Origin of the sequence: Kribbella sancticallisti (assembly GCF_039530625.1) — a bacterium.
Lineage (GTDB): Bacteria > Actinomycetota > Actinomycetes > Propionibacteriales > Kribbellaceae > Kribbella > Kribbella sancticallisti.
This window is the reverse complement of the sequence record NZ_BAAAOS010000063.1, coordinates 1-21683: the sequence shown is the minus strand read 5'-3', so window position 1 is coordinate 21683 and position 21683 is coordinate 1. Positions and strand designations below refer to the sequence as shown.

Here is a 21683-nt window from a genome sequence, read left to right as displayed (position 1 = left end):
GCCTTCAGCCAGCATTAAATTTTCGTTTGGCAAGGCGCCGACCGGTCCTAGGATGGGTGGCTATGCATCGGAGCCGAATCAGCACGTTCCTGATCGATACGCCGAAGGAGCAGGCCGAGGAGACGGCCGCGTTCTGGTCCGCCGTGGTGGGGGTGGAGACCGAGAAGGAGCCGGGCGAGCCGCAGTACACGGTGTTGAAGGACGCGTTGCCGGGGTTCGTGACGGCGGTACAGGCGGTTGACGACGAGCCGCGGTATCACCTCGACATCGAGACCGACGACGTCGCCGCCGAGGTCGCCAGGCTGAGCGCGCTGGGCGCCGTCGAGGTGTCCACCTGGCAGGGCTGCCACACGCTCCGCGCCCCGGGCGGCCACCTGCTGTGCGTCATCCCACGCCACAGCGATCCAGACTTCTTCACCGCCAACGCCAAGACCTGGCCGTGATGATCGTCAGAGCGAGTCGGCGCGGGTGGTGAGGTAGCGCTGTTCGGGGAGGCTCAGGGTCAGTTGGGCAGCCAGCCGGTAGGCCTCGCGGGCGGCGGTGAGGTCACCGGCAAGCTCCAGGAGATGGGCGCGGACGGCCTCGACCCGGTGGTGGTCCTTCAGGGCCGGGTCGGCGGCGGCTGATTCGAGGCGTTCGAGGCCGGCCTGCGGGCCGTGGACCATCGCGACCGCGACGATCCGGTTCAGGGTCACCATCGGGCCGGGGGCGAGCGTCTCCAGCAGTTCGTAGAGGACCAGAATCTGACGCCAGTCGGTGTCCTCGGCGCGAGCGGCTTCAGCGTGTACCGCGGCGATCGCTGCCTGCAGCTGATACGGACCGACGGGTGCCGTCCGCAACGTGGTCTCGACGAGTTCGGTGCCTTCAGCAATGAACGGCGCGGTCCACAAGGAGCGATCCTGCTCCGGCAGGGGGATCAGCGCGCCGTCCGGCGAGGTTCGGGCCGGGCGGCGCGCGTCCGTCAGCAACATCAGCGCCAGCAGCCCCGCGACCTCACCCTCGTCGGGCAGTTGCTCGTGCAACTGCCGGGTCAACCGGATCGCCTCGGCGCTGAGCTCCGCCCGGTGCAGGCTCTCGCCGGAGCTCGCCGTGTAGCCCTCGTTGAAGATCAGATAAAGCACATGCAGTACTGCGGCCAGCCGGTCCGCCAGTTCCTCCCGCGGCGGCAACCGGAACTCGGCACCGCTCGCCTTGATCTTCGCCTTGGCCCGGCTGATCCGCTGCCCGATCGTCGACTCCGGCACCAGGAACCCCCGGGCGATCTCGCCCGTGGTGAGACCGCCGACCGCCCGCAGCGTCAGCGCCACCTGCGACGGGGGAGTGAGGGACGGGTGACAGCACAGGAACAACAGAGTCAGGCTGTCATCCACCGCGGCCGTCAAAGGCTCCGATGACGGCGACGCCGATGACGATGCCGGCGCCGGCGGCTCCAGCGCGGCGACGGTCTCCTCGCGCCGCTGCCGAGCTACCTCACTCCGAAGCATCTCGATCCGCCGTCTCGACGCGACCGTGATCAGCCAGCCCTTCGGATTGTCCGGAACCCCGTCGGCCGGCCATTGCAGAGCCGCCGCCAGCAGCGCCTCCTGGACGGCGTCCTCGCACGTGTCGAACCCGCCGTACCGGCGTACGAGCGGGCCGAGGATCTGCGGGGCCAGTTCGCGGAGCAGTTGCTCGATCATCAGGTGAGCGAGTTCAGGTCCCGGATGGGGCGGATCTCGACGATGCTGAACGGTGCCTCGGGGATCCGCGGGACGATCTCGACGGCGCGCTCCATCGACTCGCAGTCGAGCAGGTAGAAGCCGGCCAACTGCTCCTTCACCTCCGCGAACGGGCCGTCGGTGGTCATCGGCTGACCGTCGCGGATCCGCACCTGCTTGGTCGCGGCCGGGTCGTCCAGTGAGTGCGACACGACCAGTTCGCCGCTCGCCGCCAAGGCGTTGTTCAGCTCGGTGTACCCGACCATCGACTCCTTCTTCTGCTCCTCGGACAAGCCGTCCCACACCTTCCGGGACTCGGGATTGCCATAGATCAGGACCAGGAACTTCACGACGCACTCCCCTCGGCGAACTTCAGCCCACCATAGAACCCGGCCGGTACCAGAGTTGATATGTAGGAGAAAACCTACCTATACTCGATCCATGCCACCCCGACCCAGTCTTGTTGCCGACGGCATCGAGGATCGCGTCTTCGCCGCGCTCGCCAGTCCGGTACGCCGGGAGGTGCTGCGCCTGCTCCGCGACGGCGGCCCGCAGTCCGTGCGGCAACTCGCGGACAACTTCGAGATGGCCAGGCCGAGTTTCTCCGAGCAACTGCGGGTGCTCCGCGAGGCCGGGCTGGTCAGCGAACGCAAGGACGGCCGGCAGCGGTTCTATCGGCTGGAGCCGGTTCCGCTGGCCGACGTGCAGGACTGGCTGAGTCCCTACGAACGCTTCTGGCGCGAACGGATGGCCGAGCTCGGCAAGGTGCTCGACCGGATGGAGGACGCATGACTGACCCGACCACGATCGAGGTCGACACCTTCTACCCGCATCCTCCGGCGAAGGTGTGGCGTGCCCTCACCGAGCCCGACCTGATCGCGCAGTGGCTGATGCCCGGCGACTTCCGGCTGGAGGTCGGCCACCGCTACACGATGCAGGCGAAGGCGGTGACGGCCACCGGGTTCTCGGGGCTCGTGCAGGCCGAGGTGCTGTCCTTCGAGCCGGAGAAATCACTCACCCTCGGCTGGCGAGACGCGGCGACCGCGACGGCGGACGCGCCTACGGCGGACGGGCGTACGGCGGACGGGCGTACGGCGGAGGGGCCTTCGGCGGACGGGCGTACAGCGGACGGGCCTTCGGCGGCGGGTGCGACAGGTGCCGCGGTCGACTGGACGCTCACCTGGACCCTGCAGGCCGAGGGTCGCGGCACCCGGCTCTTCCTGCTGCACGAAGGCTTCGACCCCGACGACCCCCTCCAGCAGCAGGCCCGCACGATCATGAACGGCGGCTGGCGCACCGGAGTACCGCGGGCGCTGGGCAAGCTCCTCGACACCCTCTGACCCCTCCTCACCACACTCTCCGACCGGAAAGGTCTATTTCGTCATGTCCGAAAACGCCGAGCGGTTCACCCGCGTCTCGCAGGGATTCCTCGCGCGCATCGAGGCCGTGCCCGCCGACCGCTGGGACGACCCCACGCCGTGCCCGAACTGGACCGCGCGCCAGGTGGTTGCCCACGTCATCAATGAGCAGCGCCGCATCCTCGCCACCCTGCGCCGGACCGAACCCAAGCCCCTGTACGGCGTACCGGTCGTCGAGATGGGCGTGGTCCCACCGGTGACAGTGGACGCGGATCTCGCGGCCGCGTGGCGGGAGATCTCGACCGGACTGGCCGACGCGATCGACGATCCCGCCTCCGCGGACGCCGAGCTCCCCACGCCGGTCGGGCCGTTGCCGTTCGCCGCGATGGCCGACGCGTTGCCCGAGGACGTGCTGATCCACAGCTGGGACCTGGCTCGCGGGACAGGGGGAGACGAGCGGCTGGACCAGGAGGCGGTCGCGCACATCTACGAGAAGTTCAAACCGCTGGACGAGGCGTTGCGGCAGCCCTGGGCGTTCGGGCCGAAGGTGACGCCGCCACCCGGCGCGGATCTGCAGACGGAGTTCCTCTGCTTCGTGGGGCGCCGGCCGTAGTACGGGCGGGAGATATCGATCGGGTCACCATCAGGGGGCAAATAGGGCCTTCCCCGGTGTGGCCCGGGCGAAACCTGCTGGCGGCCCCAAGTACAGTAACGACCGGGACAGGGGCACCCTTCGCGTTGCCCGATCGAAGCAGGGGGAGGGTCGCGTGCCGGACTTGGAAGTGTCCGACCGGGTGCTGACGATCCCGAACGCGCTCAGCTTCATCCGGTTGCTCGGCGTACCACTCTTCCTGTGGCTGATCCTCGGCCCGGAGGAGGACGGCTGGGCCCTGGTGGTGCTGATGATCTCCGGCTTCACCGACTGGGCCGACGGCCAGATCGCCCGCCGGATGAACCAGACGACGCGGCTCGGCCAGATGCTCGACCCGGTCGCCGACCGGCTGTACATCTTCGCCACCGTGATCGGTCTGGCGTTGCGCGACATCATCCCGTGGTGGCTGGCGATCGCGCTGCCGCTGCGCGACCTGCTGCTGACCTTCACCCTGCCGGCCCTGCACCGGCGCGGCTTTAACGCGCTGCCGGTGCACTTCCTCGGCAAGTCCGCGACCTTCTGCCTGCTGTACGCGTTCCCGTTGCTGCTGCTCGGCGACGGCGACAGCACGCTGAACATGCTGGCCCGCGTCTTCGGCTGGGCCTTCGCCATCTGGGGGACCGCTCTGTACTACTGGGCCGGCGCGCTGTACTTCGCGCAGTTGCGGCACCTGATCCAGACGGTGAAACCGATCAAAGGGCCGGCCGGGTAGATCGTGACTCAGTCCCCACCAGGGCAGCGGCGCGTCGACGCGTCCATGTCGCTGCTGAACAACCTGATGGCGCACCCGCTGGACGAGGGGTACGCCGTCGCGGCCCGGTCGCGGCCTTCGCAGGGGAACAGGCCCAACAGGTCGCGGCACCGGATCCTGCTGGTGATCGCGCTGGCAGTGCTCGGCTTCCTGCTCGCGGTCGCGGCGTCGCAGAACTACCGCAGCGCGCCCGAGGCGGAGAAACAACGCAAAGAGCTGATCACCCGGATCAACCAGGCCGATGCCCGGCTGACCGAGTTGCGCGGCCAGCAGACCAAGCTGGCCGACGAGGTGCGTGGCCTGCAGGCCGGCGGGCTGAGCAATACCAGCGAGGGTGCCGCGCTGCAGCAGCAGCTCGACGACCTCGAGCTGCAGACCGGCGCGATCGCGGCGACCGGTCCAGGGCTGAAGGCGGTGATCGACGACGCGAAGGACTCCGACGACAAGGAGGGCCGGCTGCTCGACGTCGATCTGCAGCAGTTGGTGAACGGCCTGTGGACCGCCGGGGCCGAGGCGATCTCGGTGAACGGCCACCGGCTCACCTCGCTGACCGCCATCCGCGGCGCCGGCAGCGCGATCACGGTCGACTACAGTTCGCTGACCCCGCCGTACACGGTGCTCGCGATCGGCGACACCGCGACCATGCCGGCCCGGTTCGCCCAGAGCTCGGGCGGTCAATGGGTGCAGTATCTGGTCAGCAACTTCGATGTCCGGATGACGATCACGACGGAGGACTCCTTGCTGGTGCCAGCCGATGCCACCATCGCGTTGCGGTACGCGAAGGTGGGTGGACCGAAGTGATCGCCGTCCTCGGCCTGGTGATCGGCGTCGTCGTCGGTCTGCTCGTCGCCCCCGACGTCCCGGAGTGGGCCCAGCCGTACCTGCCGATCGCGGTGGTGGCCGCGCTCGACGCCGTTTTCGGTGCACTGCGGGCGTTCCTGGACGGGATCTTCGACGACAAGGTGTTCGTCGTGTCGTTCGTCTCCAACGTGCTGATCGCGGCGCTGATCGTCTACCTCGGCGACCAGCTCGGCGTCGGCTCCCAGCTGTCGACCGGCGTCGTGGTGGTCCTCGGCATCCGCATCTTCACCAACATGGCGGCCATCCGCCGCCACGTCTTCAGGGCCTGACATGAGCACCGACGATCAGAACAAGCCTCCCGAGGAGCCGGTCGAGAACCAGCCGGCCCCTGAGCAGCCCGCCGGCAAGGCGGCCGACGCGAAGGAACCCGCGGACCAGCAGGCCGATGCGAAGGAGACTGCTGACAAGCAGCTGACCGAACCGGAGCATCCGGTGGAGCCGACGCCGATGCCGAAGCCCAAGGTGCGGACGCCGAACCTGGCGTTGCGGCGGCTGAAGGCCGGGTTCAAGCCGTCCCGCGGACAGGCGATCGTCGCCGTCGTCCTGGCGCTGGTGGCCTGTATGGCGGTCGTCCAGGTGCGGGTCAACCGCGCCGACGACGGCTACCAGAACGCCCGCCGCGAGGACCTGATCGCGATCCTCGACGGACTGGGCCAGAACACCCGCCGCCTCGAAACCGAGATCACCGAGCTGGAAGCGCGCAAGAACACGCTGTCCTCCAGCGCGGACAAGGCGCAGACCGCGCGGGAACAGGCCGAGCAGCAGGTGCGCGTGCTCGGCATCCTGGCCGGCACGCTGCCCGCGCAGGGCCCGGGCGTACGGATCACGCTGAACGACCCGGACAGCAAGATGACGTCGAGCAACCTGCTCGACGCGATCGAGGAACTGCGCGACGCGGGCGCCGAGGCGATCCAGATCAACGGCTCGGTCCGGGTGGTGGCCAGTACCGACCTGGTCGACGACGCACCCGGGGTCAAGATCGACGGTGAGAAGGTCGTCTCGCCCTACGTGATCGAGGCGATCGGCGAGTCGCACAACCTGGCCGAGGCGGCCAACTTCCCCGGCGGCCTGGTCAGTGAGGTGACCGGTCCGCAGGTCGGCGGCACGGCCGAGGTGACCGAGCTGCCGCTGGTCCAGATCACCGCCTTGCACGCCCCGGAGGAGCATCGTTACGCTCGCCCGGCGCCCAGCCCGACGAAGTAGGCCAGACGTAGTTCTGCACCACCTGGAAGTTTCCCTTGAGTGAAAGAGGACCGAGGTGTACCCCGAAGACCTGAAGTACACGGCCGAGCACGAGTGGGTGAAGGCCGGCGAGGGTCCGGTGCGGGTCGGTATCACCGACTTCGCGCAGGACGCGCTCGGCGACATCGTGTACGTCCAGCTGCCGGAGGTCGGTACCGCCGTCCGCGCCGGTGACTCCTGCGGCGAGCTGGAGTCCACCAAGAGCGTGAGCGACCTGTTCGCCCCGGTGAACGGCACCGTGCGCGCCGTCAACGAGGCACTGGCCGACCAGCCCGACCTGGTCAACACCGACCCGTACGGCGAGGGCTGGCTGCTCGACATCGAGGTGGACGACGACGAGGAGGTGGAGGCGTTGATGGACGCCGACACCTACCAGGGACAGCTCGCGCAGAGCTGACAGCCCAAGGCTGGTAGGTTTACCGGACCTCAACCGCTGGTAGAGGGTTGAGGTCCCGGCACTTTGTCCGGGCGAGTCACACTGTCATCACGGGGTCAACGAGAACGTCGCCGGACCGCCGGCGATCGGGAGGATCACAGCATGCCGTTCTGCAACCAGTGCGGGCACGAGAACTCCGAGGGCAGCAGGTTCTGCTCGCAGTGCGGAACGATGCTCCCTGGCGCGGACCGTCCGGTGACTACCCCCGGCGCGACCGACACCGCGATGCTGACGCCGATCAGTGTCGAGCCCGAGACCGAGCGGATCGACTCCGGTGAGCAGCTGTCGGCCGAGGACGAGGCCGCCGTCGGCGCGCTGCCGGCCGGATCCGCCCTGCTGATCGTGCAGCGCGGGCCGAACGCGGGCAGCCGGTTCCTGCTGGACGTCGACGTCGTCACCGCCGGCCGCCACCCCGACAGCGACATCTTCCTCGACGACGTGACGGTGTCGCGCCGGCACGCCGAGTTCCGCCGCGACGCGACCGGCGTCAAGGTCCGCGACGTCGGCAGCCTGAACGGCACCTACGTGAACCGGGACCGGATCGACGAGCTCCAGCTCTCGAACGGCGACGAGGTCCAGATCGGCAAGTACCGGCTGGTCTACTACGCCAGTGGTCAGGCCTGACCCAGCGGCCGGTGTCCCTGCGGCCGGTGACTCGGCGGTCGGTGACTCCGCGGTTGGGGGCAGCAGCATCGGTGAGGTGCTGCAGCTGCTGCAGGCCGAGTTCGCCGACGTCACCATCTCCAAGATCCGCTTCCTGGAGGCGGAGGGCCTGGTGACGCCGGCGCGGACCGCGTCGGGCTATCGCAAGTTCAGCGGCGCGGACGTCGAGCGGTTGCGCTACGTCCTGACCGCCCAGCGGGACCAGTACCTGCCGCTGAAGGTGATCAAGGAACACCTGAGCGCGATGGACCGTGGCCTGCGTCCGTCCGCGTCCGGTGGTCGCCCGACCGCGCCCGAGCAGTTGCCGCAGCCGGCCGGACTGCCTGCCGCGGAAGACTTCTCGTCGTACGGGACCGAGCTGAAGCTGACCCGGGAGGAACTGCGGGAGGCGGCGGGGATCACGACCGATCTGCTCGACCAGTTGGAGAGCCACAACCTCGTGGTGGCTCGGGGCAACCACTACGACGGCGACGCGATCCTGATCGCGAAGGCGGCCGCCGAGTTCGCGCAGTACGGGATCGAGCCGCGGCACCTGCGGCCGTTCCGCGCCGCGGCCGACCGGGAGGTGGGCCTGATCGAGCAGGTGGTCCAGCCGCGCCGGGACGACAAGACCCTCGAACTGGCCGCGCTGGCCGTCCGGCTGCACGCCGCGCTGGTCCGCTCCCGCCTGTCCCGCTGACCCGTACTGCGTGCCTGTCCCGCTGACCCGTACTGTGTCCGCCTGCTCGACCCGTACTGCGGATGCCGGGCAGGTGGCTGACCGGTGGGGCAGCCCCGGGCTGGCCCGCAGAGTAGGCTGAAGGCGTGCGCGAAGTCGACGTGGTCGGAGTCCGGGTTGAGATGCCTTCGAGTCAGCCGATCGTGCTGCTCCGGGAGGTCGGCGGCGAGCGGTACCTGCCGATCTGGATCGGCGCGGCCGAGGCGAGTGCGATCGCTTTCGCCCAGCAGGGGATGGAACCACCTCGTCCGCTGACCCATGATCTGTTCGCCGAGACGATCCGGGTGCTCGGGCACACGCTCAGCCAGGTGCGGATCGTGAACCTGACCGACGGGGTGTTCGAGGCGATCCTGGTGTTCGACGACAAGACCGAGATCTCGGCGCGGCCGTCGGACTCGATCGCGCTGGCGCTGCGGACGGGGACGCCGGTGTTCTGCACCGAGGAGATCCTGGCCGAGGCGGGGATTCCGGTCCCGGACAGCGAGAACGACGACGAGGAGGTCGTCGAGGAGGAAGAGGTCGAACGCTTCCGCGAGTTCCTCGACCACGTCACCCCCGAGGACTTCGACAAGAGTTGAGTACACGAGCAAGTTCTTGGCTTGTTTCGGGTGTTCGGTGAGGGTGAGAACGGACCGTAACTGGGCTGGAACTTGAACGGGGTGGTACAAGGCCGGACAGGTAACGATTCGTGTTGAGGGCGCGACACGCTCGCGGCTCGGAGCCGTTGTCGTTGACCGGCCCTGGGCAACGGCTTACCTTGAAGGAGTTGTGGGGTCTTGTAACTCCACGGATGTGATCCGTTCCAGTCGGTACCCAGGGAGGCTCAGGCGTGACACGCACCGGCGACACTGATCTGACGGCGCAGTCGACGTCCGAAGCACACGCCGAGGCGGCAGCGGCTGCCGGCGTCCAGGGTCTGCTGTTCGACGACGACCTGTCGCCGATGCCCGACGACGTCGGCTTCCGCGGCCCGACTGCGTGCGCCGCGGCCGGCATCACCTACCGTCAACTGGACTACTGGGCCCGCACCGGACTGGTCTCGCCGTCCGTGCGCCCGGCCACCGGCTCCGGCACCCAGCGGCTCTACGGCTTCCGCGACGTGCTGTTGCTGAAGGTGATCAAGCGACTGCTCGACGCGGGGATCTCGCTGCAGCAGATCCGCAGCGCCATCGCCCACCTGAGCAAGCGTGGAATCGATGACCTGACCCAGATCACCCTGATGAGCGACGGCGCGTCGGTCTACATGTGCACCTCGCCCGACGAGGTGATCGATCTGCTGGCCGGCGGCCAGGGCGTCTTCGGGATCGCCCTCGGTGGGGTCTGGCGCGAGGTCGAGGGCTCGCTGTCCGAGCTGCCGACCGAGCGGCTGGACGCGCACGACGGCGACTCCGACGGCCACGCCGGCGACGAACTCGCCGCCCGCCGCCGTGCCCGTATGACCGGCTGAAGCTCCTAGATCCTCAGTGCGCCCACTCACCTCGATCGATCTCCGCGGTGTGTGGGCGTCGCTGTTGCTGCCGCTGGGCAGCGATGACGCCATCGACTTCGGCCGGCTCAGTTCTCAGCTCGACACCCTGGTCGCCGCCGGTCTGGACGGTCTCTACGCCCACGGCACGGCCGGGGAGTTCCAGACCCTCACCGAGCCCGAGTTCGACCGGATCAACGAGCTTCTGACCGCTGCCTGTGAGACGGCGAGCCTGCCGTTCCAGCTCGGTGCGAGTCACCCGTCCGCCCAGCTCTCCCTGTCCCGCGTACGCCGTGCCGCCGCGCTCAGCCCGTCCGCGATCCAGGTGGTCCTGCCGGACTGGTTGCCTCTCAACGACCAGGAGGCCGTGGCGTTCCTGACCCGGGTGGCCGCGGCGGCCGACGGAGTACCGCTGGTTCTCTACAACCCACCGCATGCGAAGACGCGGGTTGAGCCTGCGTTGCTCGTCGAGTTGGCGCGCGCAGTACCGACGCTGGTCGGGTTGAAGTCGGCCGGTGGTGACGAGGAGTGGTTCGACCAGGCGCTCGACTCGGGGCTGTCGCTCTTCGTGCCCGGGCATTTCCTGGCGAGCATGACGCAACTCGGAGCGCACGGCAGCTACTCCAACGTGGCCGCGTTGTCACCCGCCGGAGCGGTCAGGTGGTCCGAGCTGATCCGCACCGATCCCGAGGCGGCACTCGACGTCGAGCGGCGGATCGGGGAGTTCTTCGCCGAGCACATCGCGCCGCTGCAGAGCGCGGGTCTGTCCAACCCCGCGCTGGACAAGTTCCTCGCCGCGGTCGGCGGCTGGGCCGACGTCGGGACGCGGGTCCGCTGGCCTATGACGTTCGCCACGCAACGCCAGGTCGACGCCGCCCAGCCGGCCGCGAGGCGACTCCTGCCCGAACTGTTCGAGGCTTCCTGGTAACCTCGGAACCGCCGTACACAGCACTCGGGAGAGTCTCAGCAAGTTGTTTGGCTGAGCGCCGAAGGGGCAATTCCTCCCCGGAACCTCTCAGGCCCATGGACCGGGTGCCACAGGCAACTCTGGAGCGTGCATGCGTGACAGAGGGGGAGGCCACCGGCAACAGTCAGCAACGGAGCCTCTCGATGAGTGAGAACGAAATCCGCCCGCAGGTCTCGGCCGCCTTCGCCGACCGGCACATCGGGCCGCGCCCCGACGAGGTCGCCCGGATGGTCCAGGCGCTCGGGTACGCCGATGTCGACGCGCTGGTGGATGCCGCCGTGCCCGCGTCCATCCGCTCCACCGAGCCGCTCCGGCTGCCGGAACCGGCCTCCGAGGTGGACGCCCTGACCGAGCTCAGGCAGCTTGCCGCGCGCAACAACGTGGCCACCTCGATGATCGGCCAGGGGTACTACGGCACCTTCACCCCGTCGGTGATCGTCCGCCGTCTGGTGGAGAACCCGGCCTGGTACACCGCCTACACGCCGTACCAGCCGGAGATCTCGCAGGGCCGGCTCGAGGCGCTGCTGAACTTCCAAACCGTCGTGTCCGACCTGACCGGTCTGCCGACTGCCAACGCGTCGCTGCTCGACGAGGGCACCGCCGCGGCCGAGGCGATGACGCTCGCGCACCGCTCCAATCGCAAGAGCAAGAGCAACCGGTTTCTGGTCGACGCGGACTGCTTCGACCAGACGATCGCAGTGGTCCAGACCAGGGCCGAGGCGCTCGGCCTCGAGGTCGTGGTCGCCGACACCACGGACGGTCTGCCCGAGGGCGACTTCTTCGGCTTCCTGGTGCAGTACCCCGGCTCCGGCGGTGTGGTCCGCGACCTCAAGCCGCTGGTTGCCGCCGCGCACGAGCGCGAGACGCTGGTTGCCGTCGCGTCCGACCTGCTCGCGCTGACTCTGCTCGAAGCCCCCGGCGAGGCCGGCGCCGACATCGTGATCGGCTCGTCCCAGCGCTTCGGCGTGCCGCTGTTCTACGGTGGCCCGCACGCCGGCTTCATGTCGGTTCGGGCCGGACTCGAGCGTTCCCTGCCGGGCCGTCTGGTCGGCGTCTCGGTCGACGCGGACGGCGCCCCGGCGTACCGGCTGGCGCTGCAGACGCGTGAGCAGCACATCCGTCGCGAGAAGGCGACCTCGAACATCTGTACCGCGCAGGTGCTGCTCGCCGTCGTCGCGTCGATGTACGCCGTCTACCACGGACCCGCGGGCCTGAAGGCGATCGCGCAGCGCGTGCGCGACCACGCGGACAGCCTGGCCGCCTCGCTGCGCGCCGGTGGCGTCGAGGTCGTGCACGACCAGTTCTTCGACACCGTGCTCGCCCGGGTCCCGGGTCGGGCCGCGGACGTCGTCGACGCCGCCCGCCAGACCGGCATCTGGCTGCGTCAGGTGGACGCCGACCACGTCGGCATCTCCTGCGACGAGAAGACCGACGCGACCGCGCTCGGCCGGGTCTGCCGCTCCTTCGGCGTCCGGTACGACGGGTCGCTGGCCGGCGCCGGCCTGGACGCGTCGGTGGTCCGGACCTCGGACTACCTGACGCACCCGGTGTTCAACACGCACCACTCGGAGACGGCGATGCTGCGCTACCTGCGCAAGCTGTCCGACTACGACTACGCGCTCGACCGGGGCATGATCCCGCTCGGCTCGTGCACGATGAAGCTGAACGCGACCACCGAGATGGAAGCGGTCACCTGGCCGGAGTTCTCCGACCTGCACCCGTTCGCGCCGATCGAGGACGCGTCCGGGTACGTGACGCTGATCGGTCAGTTGGAGCGCTGGCTGGCCGAGGTGACCGGCTACGCGAAGGTGTCGATCCAGCCGAACGCCGGCTCCCAGGGCGAGCTGGCCGGCCTGCTCGCGATCCGCGGCTACCACCGGGCCCAAGGCGACGAGGACCGCAATGTCTGCCTGATCCCATCCAGCGCGCACGGCACCAACGCCGCCTCCGCGGTGATGGCCGGGATGAAGGTTGTCGTTGTCAAGGGCAACGATGACGGCACGATCGACCTGGCCGACCTGCGCGCCAAGGCCGACGAGCACGCCGACAAGCTGGCCGCGATCATGATCACCTACCCGTCGACGCACGGCGTCTACGAGGAGAGCGTCACCGAGGTCTGCCGGATCGTCCACGACCACGGCGGCCAGGTGTACGTCGACGGCGCGAACCTGAACGCGCTGCTCGGGCTGGCGAAGCCGGGCGAGTTCGGCGGCGACGTGAGCCACCTGAACCTGCACAAGACGTTCTGCATCCCGCACGGTGGCGGTGGCCCGGGTGTCGGCCCGGTCGCCGTGGCCGCGCACCTCGCGCCGTACCTGCCGAACCACCCGCTGCTCGACCAGGCGGGTCCGGACTCGGGCGTCGGCCCGATCTCGGCCGCGCCGTTCGGGTCGGCCGGCGTACTGGCGATCTCCTGGGCCTACATCCGGATGATGGGGGCCGAGGGGCTGACCTCGGCGACGAAGGCCGCCGTACTGACCGCGAACTACGTGGCGAAGCGGCTCGAGAACGCGTTCCCGGTGCTCTACACGGGCGAGAACGGCCTGGTCGCGCACGAGTGCATCCTGGACCTGCGGCCGATGACCAAGGAGACCGGCGTCACCGTCGACGACGTGGCCAAGCGCCTGATCGACTACGGCTTCCACGCGCCGACGATGTCGTTCCCGGTGCCCGGCACGCTGATGGTCGAGCCGACCGAGTCCGAGGACCTCGGTGAGCTGGACCGCTTCTGCGACGCGATGATCGCGATCAAGCACGAGATCGACCGGGTCGCCGCGGGGGAGTGGCCGGCCGGCGACAACCCGCTGGTAAACGCGCCGCACACCGCCTCCTCGGTGATCAACGACAAGTGGGAGCACGCGTACACCCGCGAGGAGGCGGCGTTCCCGCAGTCGGTGGACCGGACCACGAAGTACTGGCCGCCGGTGCGCCGCATCGACGGCGCGTATGGTGACCGGAACCTGATCTGCTCGTGCCCTTCTCCGGAGGCTTTTGAGTGACCCTGCGCCCTGACACTGCCGCCGCCTTGTACGCCGAGGTGGCAGCGGCCCAGAGTGAGTGGAAGTTGCCGTCGATCAACGCCGGGGTGGTCCGGGACGGCGCGCTGGTCTGGTCCGGCTCGCGGGGGCGGTTCGCCACCGCGGGCGGGCTGGAGCCGGGGCCGGACGTGCAGTACCGGATCGGGTCGATCACCAAGACGATGACCGCGGTGCTGATCATGCAGTGCCGCGACGACGGACTGCTCTCGCTGAACGATGCCGTGGGCAAGCATCTGCCGGGGATCGCGTTCGGTGACCTGAGTCTCCGGCAGTTGCTGGCGCACTCGGGCGGGATGAACGCCGAGCCCGAGGGTGACTGGTGGGAGCGCAACCCGGGCGTCTCGTTCGAGACGCTGACCGGGGCGATGGACGAGGCTCAGGCGGCCGGCCGGCCCGATCGCCGGCACCACTACTCGAATCTCGGCTACGCGCTGCTCGGCGAGATCGTGGCGCGGCTGCGCGGTGCGTCGTGGATGGAGCTCATCGCGGAGCGGATCCTGAATCCGCTGGAGATGCGGCGGACGTCGTACTTCCCGATCTCGCCGTCGGCGCAGGGCTACTCGGTGCACCCGTTCAGCGGACGGCTGGCCGAGGAACCGGCGTACGACGCGGGCGCGATGGCGTCGGCCGGTCAACTGTGGAGCACGATCGAGGATCTCGCCCGGTATGCGGCGTTCTGGATCGACCCGGGCTACGAGGTGCTCAGCCGCGACAGCGTGGACGAGATGGCCGCACCTGCCGCCGCGGATCCCCGCGAGGGGCTGACGGCGTCGTACGGGCTGGGGCTGCGGCTGCACGCTGACGACCCGCACCTGTTCGTCGGGCACACCGGCTCGATGCCGGGCTTCCTGGCCGGCCTGTTCGTCGACCAGGTTCGCCGCATCGGCGCCGTCACCTTGGGGAACGCGACGTACGGCAAGTGCGCCTCGGTGCCGCTCGACCTGATGCGCACGCTGGCGACGTACGAGCCGGTCCTCCCGGTCGAGTGGCTGCCGGAACCGGAACTCGCCCAGGGCGAGGAGTTGCTCGGCCACTGGTACTGGGGGAACACCCCGCTGACGATGAGCGTCTCGGCCGGCATCCTGCACCTTTCGGGCGGCCTGACCAGCCGCTTCTCGCCCCTGGGCCCGGACCTGTACCGAGGCCGCGACGGCTACCTGGCCGGCGAAAAGCTCCGCGTGGTCCGCGACGGCGACAGCATCCAGCACCTCAACGTAGCCACCTTCATCCTGACCAGGACCCCGTACGGCAGTTGAGGGCTGAGTCACCCCCGGTTGACAGAGCGCCATGGGACGGAAGTAAGTTAGGCGTGCCTTAGTAAGGGTTGCCTTACTCAACAACTTCCCCAGGAGTTCTGGATGTCGGTGCCCGCCCGCCTTGTCGCACTCAGTCCTTTGCCTCAGCCGCTCGACGAGGGCTCCCGCCCGCGCTGGCCGTTGGCGTCCACGGTGGGGGATCCCGATCGCGGACCGCTGCCGGCCGGTTCGCCGGCGGCGGTGTTGCGGCGGGCGGCCGGGATGCTGGGTGAGCCGCGCGTGCCGTCGACGGGGGTCGGGGAGTCCGCCGCGCTGGATCTGATCGCGGGGCTGCTGGACCAGGGCGGCATCGATCTCAGCCACCCGCACGCGGCCGCGCATCTCCAGCCGCCGGTGCTCCAGGTCGCCGTCGACGCCGACGCGCTCGCGTCGGCGAGCAACGCCTCGATGGACACCTACGACTCCGGTCCCGCGACCCTGGCGATCGAGCAGTGGGTCGTCCGCTCCCTGGCCGGGCTGGCCGGCTTCGGTCCGGCCGCCGACGGCGTCCTCACCCCGGGCGGCTCGATCTCGAACCTGCTCGCGGTGCTCATCGCGCGGGACAGCGCCGCCGCCGCGGTCGGCATCGACGTACGGCGGCACGGGCTGCAGGGGCTCGAGCGGCCGGTCGTGTTCTGCTCCGAACTGGCCCACTTCTCGGTCCAGCGTGCCTGCGCGGCCCTCGGGTTGGGCGAGGACGCGGCGATCACGATCGCCAGCGACGACGACTTCCGGATGCGCCTCGACGTGCTGGCCGACGAACTGGCCAAGCCCGGCCGTACTCCGGTCGCCGTGGTGGCCACCGCCGGGACGACGGACTACGGCTCGATCGACCCGATCGCCGAGATCGCCGCGCTGGCTCGGGCCCATGGGGCGTGGGTGCACGTGGACGCGGCGTACGGGTTCGGTGCGTTGTTCTCCGACCGGCTGGCGCCGCTGCTGGCCGAACTGCCGACCGCCGACTCGGTCACGCTGGACCTGCACAAGATCGGCTGGCAGCCCGCCGCGACCTCGCTGCTGCTGGTCGCCGACCGGTCCAGGTTCGCCTCCTTCGACCGGTCGGTCGACTACCTGAACCCGGCCGACGACATCGACTCCGGCCTGGACGGACTGCTCGGCCGCAGCCTGCAGACCACCCGCCGCCCGGACGCGGTGAAAGTCGCCACCACGTTGACGGCATACGGCCGGGCCGGACTGGGCAGGATGCTCGACACCTGTCACGAGCTCGCGCACGCCGCCGCGGCCCGGGTCGTTGCCGACAGCAACCTCGAGTTGCTGGCGCCGGTGACCCTGACCACGGTGTTGTTCCGGGTCGCGGGGCAGGGCCTGACGGCGGCCGAGCTGGACGCCGTCCAGGGTGAGGTCCGGCGCAGGTTGCTCACGTCGGGCCGGGTGCTGATCGGCCGGACGAAGGTGCCGGCCCGAGGCGGCCGGCCGGCGGCGGTCGCGTTGAAGTTGACGCTGCTGAACCCCAACGCCACGGCGACGGACATCGAGGAACTGCTCGACCAGGTGGTCACGACCGGCCACGCCGTCCTGTCCGAAGGAGCAGCGTGACTTCACCCGACGCGGTAGCCGTCGAAGCCCATCTGAGCGCGATCTTGCGGTGCTACACCCGCGAAACCGCGGTGGCGGTCCCCAGCGGCGGTCAGCTGACGCTGCCGGTCGGTGATTCGACGCTGACGGCTTCCGTCGTGCATGCCTCTCGGACCGGCCTGCACCAGTTCAGCGACGTCCGTCTGGACGGGCAGGAGGTGGCTCCTGAGGTCCTGGTCAGGTTGCTGTCGGCGGATGCCGATCCCGCCGAGATCGACGACCTGGCCGCCCGTACTGCGGAGTCGGTCCGCAACGTGGCCGTGTTCGTGGCAGGCGAGGGCGATCGAGGTCCCGGGCGCTTCCTCGAAGGCGAGCAGGCTCTGCTGTTCGGGCACTTGAACCACCCGGCTCCGAAGAGCCGGGATGGAGTGAGCGGCGCCGAGTTGGCGGCGTACTCGCCGGAGCTCGGTGGCCGTTTCGCGGTGCACTGGTTCTCGGTGGACGCGGAGTTGGTCTCCTCGGACCAGGTGGTCGGCGCGCCATCACTGCAGGGACTGGACGCCCTGCAGTTGATGGCCGCGCTAGCCGGCATCACGCCGCCTGAAGGCCGTGTTCTGGTGCCGGCCCATCCTTGGCAGGCCGCGGAGGTGCTCAACCGGCCGCGAGTGGCCGCCTTGGTCGAAGCAGGACGTGTCGAGCCGCTGGGGCCCTTAGGCGCCCAGTGGTACCCGACCTCCAGCTTGCGCACGGTCTACCACCCTGACCTGCCGGTGATGCTCAAGCTCTCGCTCGGGCTGCGCATCACGAACTCCCGCCGCGAGTCGACGTCGACAGAGCTCCGGCGCGGGCTGGAGATCAACCGCCTCCTCGACGCCGCCTACAACGCCGGTACTGCGACCGCCCATCCGCGGTTCTCCATCGTGCGGGACCCGGCCTGGGTTGCGCTGGATGAGGGCGGCCCGACGTTGACGGGGCTGGACGTGGCAGTGCGCGAAGTACCGGCTGGTGTCGACAGCTATGCGTGTCTTGCTGGGCTGGTTGCCCCCCGTCCGGGCCAGCTGAGCCGTCTTGGTGAGGCTGTCGCGCGCCACGGCTCTGACGGACCTGCGGCCTGGGTGGCGTCGTACATCGACGAGGTGCTGGTCCCGATGCTGCACCTGTACGCCGAGACTGGGATCGGGCTGGAGGCGCACCAGCAGAACACGCTGGTCCGGCTGGATGATTCCGGTCGAGTCGCTGGTGGGGCTTACCGGGACAACCAGGGGTACTACCTGGCTTCGTCGTACCTGCGCGGTCTGCTGGCTGTTACCGGCATGAGTGACTCCACGTTGGCCGTGGTGGAGGACGCGATCGTGGACGACCGGCTCACTTACTACATGCTGCACAACCAGGCTCTGGCGGCCGTGGGGTGTCTGGCTGTGGATGGGCTTGCTGACGAGGACTCGCTGCTCGACGTCGTTCGTGACCGGCTTGCCGAGGCTCTGCCCACGTTGAAGGCCGCGGGGCCTGATGGAGATCGCTTGGCGCAGCGCTGGTTGTCCGCTGACCGGTTGCCGTGCAAGGCGAACATGCTGACCCGGCTGCGTGGCATCGACGAGGTAGTGGCTCCGCTGGACGCGCAATCCGTCTACCTGGAGGTACCGAACCCGCTGCGGCTGGCGGCCCAGTGAAGTGTGACGTCGCGAGCGTGCTTCACCTGGACGACGGCTTCGACCTCCGGCCTGCCTCAGCTTCCGACGCGTCGACGATCGCCGCGTGGATGACCCAGCCGCACATCTACCAGTGGTGGGAGCAGGACTGGTCGGTCGAGCGGTGGATCCAGGTGATCGAGGAGCAGGCGGCGGGGGAGCACTCGATCCCCTGCATGATCTCGGCCGACGGTGAGGACTTCGGCTACGTCGAGCTCTACCGCGTGCGGCACGACCGGCTGGCGGAGTACTACGCCTTCCAGGAGCACGACTGGGGGCTGCACATCGCCATCGGCGACACCGCCCGGCTAGGCCGGGGGATCGGGCGCAGACTGCTCCGGTCCCTCGCCGACGCGCTGCTCCGGGCCGATCCCCGCTGCGACCGGGTGGTCGCCGAGCCGGACACCGCCAACACCCCGTCGGTCCGCGCGTTCGCCGCGGCCGGCTTCGTCACTCAAGGGGAGCTACAGCTGCCCGAGAAAACCGCACTACTGATGGTCCGGACCCGGACTGTGGAGGCCTGACATGACTACCGCCCCGTACGACGTGATCGCGATCGGCTGTGGCCCGTTCAACCTCGGCCTGGCCGCGTTGGCCGAAGGCGTCGGCGACGTGAGCCTGGCGGTCCTGGACAGCCGGCCCGAGTTCACCTGGCACCGCGGGCTGATGTTCGACGACGCGATGCTCCAGGTGTCGTTCCTGGCCGACCTGGTCAGCCTGGTCGAACCCGCGCACCCGTTGTCGTTCCTGTCGTACCTGCGCGACAACGACCGGCTCTACCAGTTCTACGTGCGGGAGAAGTTCCACCCGACCCGGCGTGAGTACGAGGCGTACCTGCGGTGGTGTGCGGCGCAGTTGGACTCGCTGCACTTTGGGCACCACGTCTCGGCGGTGTCGTGGGACGGTGACGCCTTCGCTTTGACGGTGGAGCGAGCTGGTTCGGTGGAGGTGTTCAGGGCTCGGCATCTGGTGCTGGGGGTTGGCACTGAGCCCGCAGTACCGGCTGCGCTTGCTGATCTTCCGGCGGAGCGGTTCCTGCACTCAGCTGACTACCTGTTCCGTCGGGACGACCTGCTGCGGGCTGGGCGGGTCACTGTCGTCGGGTCGGGCCAGTCGGGTGCGGAGTGCGCGCTGGACTTGCTGCGGGCCAACGGTCCCGGGGTTAGCTGGCTGACCCGTACGCCGTCGTTCACGCCGCTGGACTACTCCAAGTTGGTCCTGGAGATGACGACGCCGTCGTACGTGGACTACTTCCACGCGCTCGACGAGACGACTCGCGATCGGCTGGTGAAGGACCAGTGGCGGCACTACAAGGGCATCTCGTCGGAGACGCTCGAGGAGATTCACGACGTGCTCTATCAGCGGGACCTCGGCACGTCCGCCGGAGCGCCTGTCGAGCTGCAGGTCGGGGTGGCTGTGGAGGCGGCCGTTGCCCATGCCGACGGCATCGAGCTGACCATGCGCCACACCGACAGCGGCCGTACTTTCCAGCACGTCACGGACGCGGTTGTCGCCGCCACTGGATACCGCAACCGGCAGCTGCCCTTCCTGTCCGCCGTGGAGCCGCTGGTACGCCGGGACGCCGCCGGGAGGTGGGTGGTCAATCGGGACCACAGTGTCGGCGTCTCCGACGAGTCGCTGGGCGGGCGTCTGTTCGTCTCGAACGCGGACCTGCACAGCCACGGGGTAGCGGCGCCTGACCTGGGGATCGGGGCCATTCGCAACGCCACCATCCTCAACAGCGTCGCAGGGCGTGAGGTGTTCCGGCTGCCCAAGTCCACGGCCTTCACCAGCTTCACCATCCCGGGATGAGCTGGGCCGAGAGCTCGTCGGAGCTGCTGGCGAAGCTGATCTCGCAGCTCTGCACGGAGGACCTCCTGCAGCCCGTCGACGGCCGGCTGGAGCTCGGCAGCGCGACGTACACGTTCTCCTCGTCTCGTGGGGCGTTCGGGAGCTATCGGGTGGTTCCGGGGTCTGTGCGGCGTACGGCGTCGGGCATCCTCGGCAATGACGAGAGCGAGGTAGCGACGGACCCCGTGCAGTTCCTGGTGGATGCTGCTGGGGTGCTCGGGCTGTCCGGTTCGACAGTCGCGGGCTACGTCGCGGAGTTGTCGAGCACGTTGGCTGCTGATGTCCGTATGGCCTCTACCGCGGTTGGGAATGAGGAGCTGCTCGGCCTTCACCACACGCAGCTAGAGGGGCATCTGACAGGTCACCCGTTGCTGGTGGCTAACAAAGGTCGCCTGGGCTTCTCCGCTGAAGACAGCTTGCGCTACACCCCAGAGGCCCGTACTCCGCTCCGCCTCGTTTGGCTCGCCGTACGCCGTGGGCTCGCCGAGTTCCGCGGTACGCCGGACCTGTCGGAGCACTCGGTGGTAGGCCGGGAGTTGGGGCCTGCCGCGCTGGAGGAGTTCCGGTCGCGTCTGGTCGACCCGGACTCGTACGTGTGGTTGCCATGTCACCCGTGGCAGCTCGACCACGTAGTACGGACCCAATGGGCTCGTGAACTGGCTACTGGGGAGATCGTGGTGCTGGGGGAGGGGCCGGACGAGTACCTGCCGACCCAGTCGATCCGCACGATGGTGAACGTGTCGCAGCCGCTGCGGTACCAGGTGAAGCTGCCTCTGAAGATCCTGAACACCTCCGTGTATCGCGGGATCCCCGAGCACTGCACTCTGGCCGCGCCGATGGTCACGCAGTGGCTGCGCGGCCTCTGGTACCGCGATGAGGTGTTCGCTCGGCTCGGGACGGAGTTGCTCGGCGAGGTGGCGTCGGTGACCGTGCGACACCCGCAGCTGTCTGTTGCGCCCGGAATCCCTTACCAGTGGACGGAAACCCTCGGCTGCATCTGGCGTGACCCCCTGGAGCCGCGGCTTCAACCAGGGGAGACGGCCTGGCCGCTGGCCGCAGTACTGCATCGTGATGCGGCTGGCGAACCACTGGTAGCCGCTCTCATAGCCCGCTCCGGCGCCGACCCGACTGACTGGCTCGGAGCCCTCCTGGCCACCCTGCTTCGTCCACTACTCCACCTGATGCACCACTACGGCATCACCGTGAACCCCCACGGCGAAAACCTCGCCATCATCTGCGGCCCCGAGGGCCTGCCCGCCCGCCTCGTCGTCAAGGACCTGGTTGACGACATCAACATCTCTACCGACCCCGTCGAGGCACGCGGCCCAGAACCCGACTCCTACGCGCGAGTCCTCCCACGCAAGCCCTGGCACATCCTCCGCCAGTACTTGGTCGACGCCCTCCTCCTAGTACTACAGCCGGAGTTCGTGATGTGCGGCGTGGGGGCGTGACGAGGCGCGGCCAC

At 69.1% G+C, this 21683-nt stretch carries 23 protein-coding genes and 1 riboswitch; of the genes, 21 read left to right on the top strand and 2 right to left on the bottom strand.

Translation table 11 applies throughout. The annotated features are described in order from the left end of the window. The first annotated feature begins 62 nt into the window (after nt 1–62). Nucleotides 63–443, top strand: coding sequence for a VOC family protein (locus ABD255_RS38740; RefSeq protein ID WP_344221792.1), 381 nt, complete (start codon nt 63–65; stop codon nt 441–443). A 6-nt stretch (nt 444–449) separates the two neighbouring features. Here the strand turns inward: ABD255_RS38740 and ABD255_RS38735 are convergent, their stop codons facing one another. Continuing rightward, nucleotides 450–1679: an RNA polymerase sigma factor gene (locus ABD255_RS38735; RefSeq protein WP_344221791.1), complete on the bottom strand. Its 1230-nt coding sequence runs from the start codon at nt 1677–1679 to the stop codon at nt 450–452. After that, nucleotides 1679–2047 carry a YciI family protein gene (locus ABD255_RS38730; protein ID WP_344221790.1) on the bottom strand — a complete coding sequence of 123 codons (369 nt, stop codon included), beginning with the start codon at nt 2045–2047 and terminating at the stop codon, nt 1679–1681. The genes ABD255_RS38735 and ABD255_RS38730 overlap by 1 nt, the downstream gene beginning before the upstream one ends. Before the next feature lie 91 nt (nt 2048–2138). On the opposite strand from ABD255_RS38730, the gene ABD255_RS38725 reads away from it, so the two are divergent. The 20 genes from ABD255_RS38725 (at nt 2139) to ABD255_RS38630 (ending at nt 21669) form a co-directional block, all read left to right on the top strand. Then, on the top strand, nt 2139–2489 hold the full coding sequence (locus tag ABD255_RS38725) for an ArsR/SmtB family transcription factor (protein ID WP_344221789.1): 351 nt from the start codon (nt 2139–2141) through the stop codon (nt 2487–2489). Next, nucleotides 2486–3037 (top strand): SRPBCC family protein, encoded by a 552-nt coding sequence (locus ABD255_RS38720; RefSeq protein ID WP_344221788.1) that lies wholly within the window; start codon nt 2486–2488, stop codon nt 3035–3037. The genes ABD255_RS38725 and ABD255_RS38720 overlap by 4 nt, the downstream gene beginning before the upstream one ends. A 43-nt stretch (nt 3038–3080) precedes the next feature. Beyond that, complete coding sequence (locus ABD255_RS38715; RefSeq protein WP_344221787.1) at nt 3081–3668, top strand: TIGR03086 family metal-binding protein; 588 nt, start codon at nt 3081–3083, stop codon at nt 3666–3668. 154 nt (nt 3669–3822) lie between these two features. Next, on the top strand, nt 3823–4419 hold the full coding sequence (gene clsA / locus ABD255_RS38710) for a cardiolipin synthase ClsA (RefSeq protein WP_344221786.1): 597 nt from the start codon (nt 3823–3825) through the stop codon (nt 4417–4419). A 45-nt stretch (nt 4420–4464) separates the two neighbouring features. Beyond that, nucleotides 4465–5259, top strand: coding sequence for a DUF881 domain-containing protein (locus ABD255_RS38705; protein ID WP_344221785.1), 795 nt, complete (start codon nt 4465–4467; stop codon nt 5257–5259). After that, complete coding sequence (locus tag ABD255_RS38700) at nt 5256–5588, top strand: small basic family protein (RefSeq protein WP_020389931.1); 333 nt, start codon at nt 5256–5258, stop codon at nt 5586–5588. Before ABD255_RS38705 ends, ABD255_RS38700 begins: the two co-directional genes overlap by 4 nt. Before the next feature lies 1 nt (nt 5589). Continuing rightward, entirely contained in the window at nt 5590–6522 is a 933-nt protein-coding gene (locus ABD255_RS38695; RefSeq protein WP_344221784.1) for a DUF881 domain-containing protein, read from the top strand. Nucleotides 6523–6577: 55 nt separating this feature from the next. Next, the gene (gene gcvH / locus ABD255_RS38690; protein ID WP_344221783.1) at nt 6578–6958 is read left to right on the top strand and encodes a glycine cleavage system protein GcvH; all 381 of its coding nucleotides are present in this window, start codon (nt 6578–6580) and stop codon (nt 6956–6958) included. Nucleotides 6959–7099: 141 nt separating this feature from the next. After that, nucleotides 7100–7621 (top strand): zinc-ribbon and FHA domain-containing protein, encoded by a 522-nt coding sequence (locus tag ABD255_RS38685; RefSeq protein WP_344221782.1) that lies wholly within the window; start codon nt 7100–7102, stop codon nt 7619–7621. A 76-nt stretch (nt 7622–7697) separates the two neighbouring features. Beyond that, nucleotides 7698–8339, top strand: a complete 642-nt coding sequence (gene ftsR / locus ABD255_RS38680) for a transcriptional regulator FtsR (protein WP_344221781.1) — start codon at nt 7698–7700, stop codon at nt 8337–8339. A gap of 125 nt (nt 8340–8464) precedes the next feature. Continuing rightward, the gene (locus tag ABD255_RS38675) at nt 8465–8956 is read left to right on the top strand and encodes a bifunctional nuclease family protein (protein ID WP_344221780.1); all 492 of its coding nucleotides are present in this window, start codon (nt 8465–8467) and stop codon (nt 8954–8956) included. Nucleotides 8957–9207: 251 nt separating this feature from the next. Next, complete coding sequence (locus ABD255_RS38670; protein WP_425554640.1) at nt 9208–9825, top strand: MerR family transcriptional regulator; 618 nt, start codon at nt 9208–9210, stop codon at nt 9823–9825. Between the two features lie 16 nt (nt 9826–9841). Further along, nucleotides 9842–10771, top strand: a complete 930-nt coding sequence (locus ABD255_RS38665; RefSeq protein ID WP_344221779.1) for a dihydrodipicolinate synthase family protein — start codon at nt 9842–9844, stop codon at nt 10769–10771. 15 nt (nt 10772–10786) lie between these two features. Next, nucleotides 10787–10884, top strand: a riboswitch (glycine riboswitch). Nucleotides 10885–10953: 69 nt separating this feature from the next. Then, entirely contained in the window at nt 10954–13809 is a 2856-nt protein-coding gene (gene gcvP, locus ABD255_RS38660) for an aminomethyl-transferring glycine dehydrogenase (RefSeq protein WP_344221778.1), read from the top strand. Then, the gene (locus tag ABD255_RS38655; RefSeq protein ID WP_344221777.1) at nt 13806–15104 is read left to right on the top strand and encodes a serine hydrolase domain-containing protein; all 1299 of its coding nucleotides are present in this window, start codon (nt 13806–13808) and stop codon (nt 15102–15104) included. The genes gcvP and ABD255_RS38655 overlap by 4 nt, the downstream gene beginning before the upstream one ends. Nucleotides 15105–15206: 102 nt before the next feature. Then, the gene (locus tag ABD255_RS38650; protein ID WP_344221776.1) at nt 15207–16700 is read left to right on the top strand and encodes a pyridoxal phosphate-dependent decarboxylase family protein; all 1494 of its coding nucleotides are present in this window, start codon (nt 15207–15209) and stop codon (nt 16698–16700) included. Continuing rightward, nucleotides 16697–18349 (top strand): IucA/IucC family protein, encoded by a 1653-nt coding sequence (locus tag ABD255_RS38645; RefSeq protein WP_344221775.1) that lies wholly within the window; start codon nt 16697–16699, stop codon nt 18347–18349. The genes ABD255_RS38650 and ABD255_RS38645 overlap by 4 nt, the downstream gene beginning before the upstream one ends. A 17-nt stretch (nt 18350–18366) precedes the next feature. Then, nucleotides 18367–18891: a GNAT family N-acetyltransferase gene (locus tag ABD255_RS38640; protein WP_344221774.1), complete on the top strand. Its 525-nt coding sequence runs from the start codon at nt 18367–18369 to the stop codon at nt 18889–18891. Between the two features lies 1 nt (nt 18892). Beyond that, the gene (locus tag ABD255_RS38635) at nt 18893–20179 is read left to right on the top strand and encodes a lysine N(6)-hydroxylase/L-ornithine N(5)-oxygenase family protein (RefSeq protein WP_344221773.1); all 1287 of its coding nucleotides are present in this window, start codon (nt 18893–18895) and stop codon (nt 20177–20179) included. Then, nucleotides 20176–21669 carry an IucA/IucC family protein gene (locus tag ABD255_RS38630; RefSeq protein ID WP_344221772.1) on the top strand — a complete coding sequence of 498 codons (1494 nt, stop codon included), beginning with the start codon at nt 20176–20178 and terminating at the stop codon, nt 21667–21669. The genes ABD255_RS38635 and ABD255_RS38630 overlap by 4 nt, the downstream gene beginning before the upstream one ends. Nucleotides 21670–21683: the final 14 nt, after the last annotated feature.

Excerpts from the sequence above, each read along its gene's own strand:
- ABD255_RS38740 (WP_344221792.1), top strand. The coding sequence starts at position 63 with ATGCATCGGAGCCGAATCAGCACGTTCCTGATCGATACGCCGAAGGAG.
- ABD255_RS38735 (WP_344221791.1), bottom strand. The coding sequence starts at position 1,679 with ATGATCGAGCAACTGCTCCGCGAACTGGCCCCGCAGATCCTCGGCCCG.
- ABD255_RS38725 (WP_344221789.1), top strand. The coding sequence starts at position 2,139 with ATGCCACCCCGACCCAGTCTTGTTGCCGACGGCATCGAGGATCGCGTC.
- ABD255_RS38720 (WP_344221788.1), top strand. The coding sequence starts at position 2,486 with ATGACTGACCCGACCACGATCGAGGTCGACACCTTCTACCCGCATCCT.
- ABD255_RS38715 (WP_344221787.1), top strand. The coding sequence starts at position 3,081 with ATGTCCGAAAACGCCGAGCGGTTCACCCGCGTCTCGCAGGGATTCCTC.
- ABD255_RS38705 (WP_344221785.1), top strand. The coding sequence starts at position 4,465 with ATGTCGCTGCTGAACAACCTGATGGCGCACCCGCTGGACGAGGGGTAC.
- ABD255_RS38695 (WP_344221784.1), top strand. The coding sequence starts at position 5,590 with ATGAGCACCGACGATCAGAACAAGCCTCCCGAGGAGCCGGTCGAGAAC.
- ABD255_RS38685 (WP_344221782.1), top strand. The coding sequence starts at position 7,100 with ATGCCGTTCTGCAACCAGTGCGGGCACGAGAACTCCGAGGGCAGCAGG.
- gcvP (WP_344221778.1), top strand. The coding sequence starts at position 10,954 with ATGAGTGAGAACGAAATCCGCCCGCAGGTCTCGGCCGCCTTCGCCGAC.
- ABD255_RS38650 (WP_344221776.1), top strand. The coding sequence starts at position 15,207 with ATGTCGGTGCCCGCCCGCCTTGTCGCACTCAGTCCTTTGCCTCAGCCG.
- ABD255_RS38635 (WP_344221773.1), top strand. The coding sequence starts at position 18,893 with ATGACTACCGCCCCGTACGACGTGATCGCGATCGGCTGTGGCCCGTTC.
- ABD255_RS38630 (WP_344221772.1), top strand. The coding sequence starts at position 20,176 with ATGAGCTGGGCCGAGAGCTCGTCGGAGCTGCTGGCGAAGCTGATCTCG.